This window comes from Bradyrhizobium australafricanum, assembly GCF_020329495.1.
Taxonomy (GTDB): domain Bacteria; phylum Pseudomonadota; class Alphaproteobacteria; order Rhizobiales; family Xanthobacteraceae; genus Bradyrhizobium; species Bradyrhizobium australafricanum.
In genome coordinates, this window is sequence record NZ_JAGKJL010000057.1 from 49935 (window position 1) to 56390 (window position 6456).

A 6456-nucleotide genomic window follows, 5' to 3' on the forward strand; every position below is an offset into this window, starting at 1 on the left:
CCTCCTGCCCGGGCAACACAATCATGAGCGACAAACTCGACCTCGATCATCTCCGCCAATGGATCGGCAAGACCACGGAGGCCTCCGACGTCGTCACCAAATATCTCGTGATGGGGCTGCGCGCGACGCTGTTCCAGGAGGTCGGCGAGCCGAAGGCCGGTGACGCCGCGCCGTGGACCACGCACTGGTGCCTGGCGCAGCCGGTGTTTCCGATGTCGCAGCTCGGCCCCGACGGCCACCCGACCCGCGGCGGCTTCCTGCCGCCGGTGCCGCTGCCGCGCCGGATGTGGGCCGGTGGCGAGCTCGAATTCTTCGACAGCTTGCGCATCGGCGATGAGGCCAAACGCACCTCGAAGATCGTCGACGTCACGGTCAAATCAGGCTCGACCGGCACGCTGTGCTTCGTCTCGGTCAATCACGAGGTGACGACCTCGCGCGGGCTTGCGGTGCGCGAGCGGCAGGACATCGTCTATCGCGAGATGACGAGCACGCAGGGCGCTGCGCCGGCCAAGGCGCCGCCGCCTCCGCCGGTCGCGCAGCATCGCGAGAGCCACGTCTCCGACCCGGTGCTCTTGTTCCGCTACTCGGCGCTGACTTTCAACGGCCATCGCATTCATTACGACCGCGACTACGTCACCAAGGTCGAGGGCTATCCGGGCCTGATCTTCCACGGCCCGCTGCAGGCTTCCTTCATCGTCGAGTTCGCCGCCAGGCTGCGCGGCGGCAAGCCGCCGAAGAAGCTCGCCTATCGCGGCGTGCAGCCGCTGTTCGAGGGCAGCGAGTTCTCGATCAATGCCAGCGACAAGGACGGCGGCATGGAGCTGTGGACCGCGAATGCCGAGGGCCAGCCGACCATGAAGGGCACGGCGACCTGGTAACGCGCGAGCACGACGCCTGTCATAACGCGAGGGAATAAAGAGGCGCTTTCATCAGCGCCTCGTATTCCTTATTGTGATCGCGTTCATCCCTGGATCGCAGATCATGAGTCGCTTCTGGAGTTCGGTCGTCCACAATCTGTCGCCATACGTGCCCGGCGAGCAGCCGAAGATCGACGGCCTTATCAAGCTCAATACCAACGAAAACCCCTACCCGCCGTCGCCGCGCGCGGTGGCGGCGATCACAGCGAACACGGATCGCCTGCGGCTCTATCCGGACCCACGCGCAACCGCGCCGCGTGAGGCGATCGCGAGGCGCTACGGCGTCACGGCGGACGAGGTGTTCGTCGGCAACGGCTCGGACGAGGTACTGGCCCACGCTTTCCCGGCGCTGCTGAAACACGACGCGCCGCTGCTGTTTCCCGACATCACCTACAGCTTCTACCCGGTCTATTGCCGCCTCTATGGCGTCAGCTACGAGACCGTGCCTCTCGACGCCGCGATGCGGGTGAACCTTGCCGACTACCGGCGGCCCGGCAGCGCCATCCTGCTATGCAATCCGAACGCACCGACCGGCACCGCGCTGCCGCGCTCTGCGATCGAGGCGCTGCTCGCCGAGCATCCCGACCGGCTGGTGGTGGTCGACGAGGCCTATGTCGACTTCGGCGCCGAGAGCGCCGTGCCGCTGGTCGCGCGCCACGACAATCTGCTCGTCATCCAGACGCTCTCCAAATCGCGCGCGCTGGCCGGCTTGCGCGTCGGCTTCGCCATCGGCCAACGCCCGCTGATCGAGGCGCTGGAGCGGGTCAAGGACAGCTTCAACTCCTATCCGCTGGACTGCTTCGCGATCGCCGGCGCGGTCGCCTCAATCGAGGACGAGGCGTGGTTCGAGGAGACGCGGCAACGCATCATCCGGAGCAGAGAGGCGCTGGTCCGCAGCCTCATTGAGCTGGGCTTCGAGGTGCTGCCGTCGCAGGCGAATTTCGTGTTCGCCCGCCATCCCAGCCATCGCGGCGCCGATCTCGCCGCAAGGTTGCGCGAGCGCGGCGTGCTGGTGCGGCATTTCCAGAAGCCGCGGATCGAGGACTTTTTGCGCATCACGGTCGGCACCGACGATGAGTGCGGCCGCCTGCTCGGCCTGCTGCGCGGCATGGTCTGATAGCCGTTCACCGACGACGCAACTTGCGATCGACGGCGCCAACCTGCATAGTGACCGCGCGTTGGGATGCACGGTTCTCCGGGAAGGAGCGGTCATGCAATTTGCGATCGGCGACGCAACCGTCGACGTCATCGTCGACGACGACGATTTCGGCCTTCCGCTCGCCGAATTCCTGCCCGGATACGATCGCCGCGTGATCGAGGCACATCGCGCCACGCTGGAGCCGGTGTTCATCGATCTCGCCCGGGGCGTCGCGAAACACGCGATCCAGAGTTTTGTGGTGCGAACCGGCGGCCGAACGCTGCTGATCGACGCTTGCATCGGCGAGCACAAGGACATCCCCGAGATTCCGGCCTGGCATCGGCGCCGCGGCAGCGGCTTCCTCGACCGGTTGCGCGCGTGCGGCGTCGACGCGGCCGGCATCGACGTCGTATTCTGCACCCATCTGCATGTCGATCACGTCGGCTGGAATACACGCCAGAACAACGGCCGCTGGCAGCCGACCTTTCCCAACGCGCGGTATCTGTTCGGCCGCCGCGAGCTTGCCGACTGGATGACGCAGCATGATGCCGGGCGTGCCCCGCCGATCCACGCCCGCGCCCTGGAGCAGAGCGTCATCCCGATCGTCGAGGCAGGCCGTGTCGATCTGGTCGACGATGGCCATCAGTTGGGACCGGGCCTGCGGCTGGTCCCGCTGCCGGGCCACACCAGCGGCCAGATGGGGCTGATGGTAGACTACGCACAACATCGCGCGATCTTTTGCGGCGATGCCGTGCACAATCCGGTGCAGATCTTCCAGCCCGATCTGTCGACATCATCCTGTGCCGACCCACAGCTCGCGCGCGAGACGCGGATGAGGATCCTGGCAGAGGCCGCGGACAGCGGCCGCCTCGTCATACCCGCCCACTTCCGCGGCCCGCGCTGTGCCCATGTTCGTCGGGACGGCGGTGGCTACGCGCCGGTGTTCGATGCGCGGCATGGGTAAGATGCAACACCCGGCGCCACAGCTCACCGCGTGAAAGCCGGTGTATCATCCGGCCCCTTGGAACCGAATGCCGGCTTGCGCGTTCCCCGCCCTGACGGAGGACGCCATGCTTAGAGACGAACAGGTCGCGGTTCTCTGCGACATCGCCCAATCCATTGCCTTCGCCGACGACGTGCAAGGCGAAGTCGACCGGCTCATCAGGGAGGGATACGTCGCTAAGGACGGCGACCTCTACGAGCTGACGCCGAAGGCCGAGAAGGTTTTGTCCGAGCGCGGTGCCTGCCTCAAGGCGTGACGCCGCCTACCCGGCCGGCATACACCACGTCCGGCAACCTTGGCGCCGAGCGCGGCGGTCCGTTCGCGAAACTGCGCGATCGATTGCGCCGCCATGACGGATACTCCTGTTTGATCCTTCACTCCGGCAGCGGGCTCCCGGCCTGTTCGCGCACGATGTAATCGGCGTACCAGTCCGGCCAGTTCACATCGTGGCCGCCGGTTCGCTTCTCGTGCTCGCCATGTGCGGCTGCCGCGCGCCGCAGCGCGGCGGCCAGATCGGTCGATGAGGTGAACGTCGTGCTAATTCCGTCGACGCGTCCGGGCAGACGCTGCGTCACCTGCTGCAGCAGCCAGACATTGCCGTCGGGATCGTTGAAGGTCGCCAGCGAACCGTAGCTCGGCCGCTCCGGATCGGGTCCCGTGATGCGACCCGCCGCCCCGCGATGAAACACCTCGCTGACATCGACGCCACGCGCGATCAGCTCGGCACGCGCCGCCTCGATGTCGTTCACGATCAGGAAGCGCGGCAACGCGGATCCCTTGTCGAGATGGATCGAGGTCGGCGAGCCCGGCGGCGTCAGCTGCAGCGCCCGGGACCCGTCCGCCCTGACGAAATCGGCGTCGAGCCGCCAGCCGAGATTTTCATAGAAGCGCTTGGCGCGGTCGACATCGGACACGGGGATCACCACGACCTCGAGCTTCATGTCGATACCCGGTTTCTTGCTTTCGGTACTCATGGCGCGCTCCTTGAAATGTGAGGGACCGGGCGGAAAAGCCCGTTGCACCCACCTTGACGATAGCCCATATTGCTATGAAAATCATAGCAACAATGCCGGATGAAGAAAACGTGATGGCAAGGCCAAAGGGCGACCCTGCTGACCAAACGCTGTGTCCGGTGGCGCGCGCGGAGACTGCGGTGGGCGACCGCTGGACGGTGCTGGTGCTGCGCGAGCTGTTCGCACGCAACCATCGCTTCGAGGAGATTCAGGCCCATACCGGCGCGACCCCGCAGATGCTCACCGCGCGGCTTAAGAAGCTGGAGGCGGACGGACTGGTGACGCGGCGCGTCTACAACAAGCGGCCGCTGCGCCACGAATATCATCTGACGGAGAAGGGCGCGGCGTTCTTCCCCGTCATGTTTGCCCTGCGCGCCTGGGGCGAGACCTGGTGCAAATCACCCAGGGACGGTCTTTCCATGAACTATACGCACCTCGTCTGCGGCAAGCCGGCCGGGCTCGGTCCGGTCTGCCAGTCCTGCGGCAAGCCGCTACATTGGGCGAACATGGTCGCGGAGCGAACGCCCAAATACCAGAGAGAGCGCGATGCGCGCTGGGAGGCCTTCAAGGCGGCCCGCTGAACGCACCGACCTCGCCGGCGCAAGCGGACGATGCCCGTTCGCACCGTCGTACATCCCGATCACGCGGGGCCGAGCCTCGCACAACACAGGAGACCACCATGCCATTCGTTCGCATCGACCTGAAGCGCGGCAAGTCCGCCGAATATCGCAAGACCCTGGGCGAGATCGTCTACAAGGCGATGCGCGAGGTGATCAACGTGCCGGAGAATGACAAGTTTCAGGTCATCACCGAGCACGACCGTAGCGACCTGAACTACGCCGACAACTATCTCGGCAACACCTACAGCGACGACCTCATCTTCATCCAGATCACCATGAATGCCGGGCGTACGGTCGAGATGAAGAAGGCGTTCTACAAGCGGATCGTGGACGACTATCAGAGCCAGCTGCAGGGACGGCCGGACGATGTCGTCATCAATCTGGTCGAGGTCGCCAAGGAGAACTGGTCGTTCGGCCACGGCATCGCCCAATACGCGAGCTGAACGCAGAACAGGAATGCGCCGGACGGACGGCCGCTTGCCCGGCGGCTTGCCGTCCGCAGCTTGCGGCCGGCGTCGCCAGCACGCATAGTGCCGCCCGTGCACGAACAACAACAAAGAGGGAGGCAACCATGAGGACGATCGCAGCCGCGCTGTGCGCGCTCACGCTGATCGCAACCGGTGCGCAGGCACAGACGCTCAAGGACTTCATGGCTGTTGTCATGAAGAAATGGACCGCGCCGTTCGAGCCGTTCCAGCTCATCGACAATATCTACTATGTGGGCACTGACGGGATCGCGGTCTACATCATCAAGACGTCGCAAGGGCTGATCCTGATGGACACGGCGATGCAGCAGTCGACCGGCATGATCAAGGACAACATCGCCAAGCTCGGCTTCAAGGAGGGCGACATCAAGATCATCCTCAACACTCACGCCCATCTCGACCACACCGGCGGCTTTGCCGAGATCAAGAAGGAGACCGGTGCGCAACTGATCGCCGGCGAGCGCGACAAGCCCCTGCTCGAGGGCGGCTATTATCCGGGCGACGAGAACAACGCCGATCTTGCTTTTACGCCGGTGAAGGTCGACCGCACCGTCAAGGAAGGCGACAAGGTGACGCTCGGCGATGTCACGCTGACCGCGCACACCACCCCCGGCCATTCGCCCGGCTGCACCAGCTGGGAGATCACGGTCAAGGACGGCAGCCAGGCGCGCAACGTGCTGTTCTTCTGCAGCGGAACGGTGGCGCTGAACCGGCTGGTCGGCCGTCCGACCTATCCCGGCATCGTCGACGACTACCGCTCGACCTTCACCAAGGTCAAGGCGATGAAGGTCGACGTGCTGCTCGGGCCGCATCCGGAGGTCTACGCCATGCAGGCCAAGCGGGCGCAGATGAAGGACGGCGCGCCGAACCCGTTCGTCAAGCCGGGCGAAAATGCCACCTACGTGGCCGGGCTGGAGCAGGATTTCGACAAGCAGCTCGCCAAGCAGACCGCTGCGCTGCAGAAGGCCAATTAGGTAGTCACCCCGTCATCCTGAGAGCCTGACTGAAAAATGGGTGAGTGATCTCAGTGGGGTGTGATTCCATCGGATTTGCAAAGATTCGAGGGAGAGCACGATGCCCTGGACCAAGATCACTCGGGAGCAATATCGGCGGGACGATCTGCGTTATGCAAGCGATATGACCGATGCGGAGTGGGCGCTGATCAGACGCCTGTTGCCGCGAGCGAACCGGCGCGGCCGGCCGCGTAAGACGGAGCTGCGTCGTGTGATCGAAGCGATCCTCTATATCGTTTCGACCGGCTGCCAGTGGCGGGCGTTGCC

9 protein-coding genes are annotated in these 6456 nt (G+C 64.8%); 8 read left to right on the top strand and 1 reads right to left on the bottom strand.

The features are described 5' to 3' along the window. The first annotated feature begins 23 nt into the window (after positions 1 to 23). The 4 genes from J6525_RS35655 to J6525_RS35670 all read left to right on the top strand — a co-directional run bounded on the left by J6525_RS35655 (position 24) and on the right by J6525_RS35670 (position 3314). Positions 24 to 878: an HTD2 family dehydratase gene (locus J6525_RS35655; RefSeq protein ID WP_225648152.1), complete on the top strand. Its 855-nt coding sequence runs from the start codon at positions 24 to 26 to the stop codon at positions 876 to 878. Between the two features lie 103 nt (positions 879 to 981). Continuing rightward, the gene (gene hisC, locus J6525_RS35660) at positions 982 to 2034 is read left to right on the top strand and encodes a histidinol-phosphate transaminase (RefSeq protein WP_225648153.1); all 1053 of its coding nucleotides are present in this window, start codon (positions 982 to 984) and stop codon (positions 2032 to 2034) included. Positions 2035 to 2128: 94 nt separating this feature from the next. Beyond that, positions 2129 to 3019 (top strand): MBL fold metallo-hydrolase, encoded by an 891-nt coding sequence (locus tag J6525_RS35665; RefSeq protein WP_225648154.1) that lies wholly within the window; start codon positions 2129 to 2131, stop codon positions 3017 to 3019. Between the two features lie 106 nt (positions 3020 to 3125). Continuing rightward, positions 3126 to 3314 (top strand): Rossmann-fold NAD(P)-binding domain-containing protein, encoded by a 189-nt coding sequence (locus J6525_RS35670; protein ID WP_038386258.1) that lies wholly within the window; start codon positions 3126 to 3128, stop codon positions 3312 to 3314. Between the two features lie 118 nt (positions 3315 to 3432). Here J6525_RS35670 and J6525_RS35675 read toward each other — a convergent pair whose 3' ends face one another. Beyond that, positions 3433 to 4032: a VOC family protein gene (locus tag J6525_RS35675; protein WP_225648155.1), complete on the bottom strand. Its 600-nt coding sequence runs from the start codon at positions 4030 to 4032 to the stop codon at positions 3433 to 3435. Positions 4033 to 4145: 113 nt separating this feature from the next. Here J6525_RS35675 and J6525_RS35680 point away from each other — a divergent pair, with 113 nt between their 5' ends. The 4 genes from J6525_RS35680 to J6525_RS35695 form a co-directional block, all read left to right on the top strand. Continuing rightward, positions 4146 to 4652 (top strand): winged helix-turn-helix transcriptional regulator, encoded by a 507-nt coding sequence (locus tag J6525_RS35680; protein WP_225648156.1) that lies wholly within the window; start codon positions 4146 to 4148, stop codon positions 4650 to 4652. Between the two features lie 98 nt (positions 4653 to 4750). After that, on the top strand, positions 4751 to 5134 hold the full coding sequence (locus J6525_RS35685; protein ID WP_225648157.1) for a tautomerase family protein: 384 nt from the start codon (positions 4751 to 4753) through the stop codon (positions 5132 to 5134). Positions 5135 to 5262: 128 nt separating this feature from the next. Next, a complete protein-coding gene (gene blaBJP / locus J6525_RS35690) occupies positions 5263 to 6150 on the top strand; it encodes a BJP family subclass B3 metallo-beta-lactamase (RefSeq protein WP_225648158.1) in 888 nt (295 codons plus the stop codon). Positions 6151 to 6250: 100 nt separating this feature from the next. Beyond that, the coding region (locus J6525_RS35695; protein WP_225646143.1) for a transposase at positions 6251 to 6456 on the top strand (206 nt) is incomplete at its 3' end.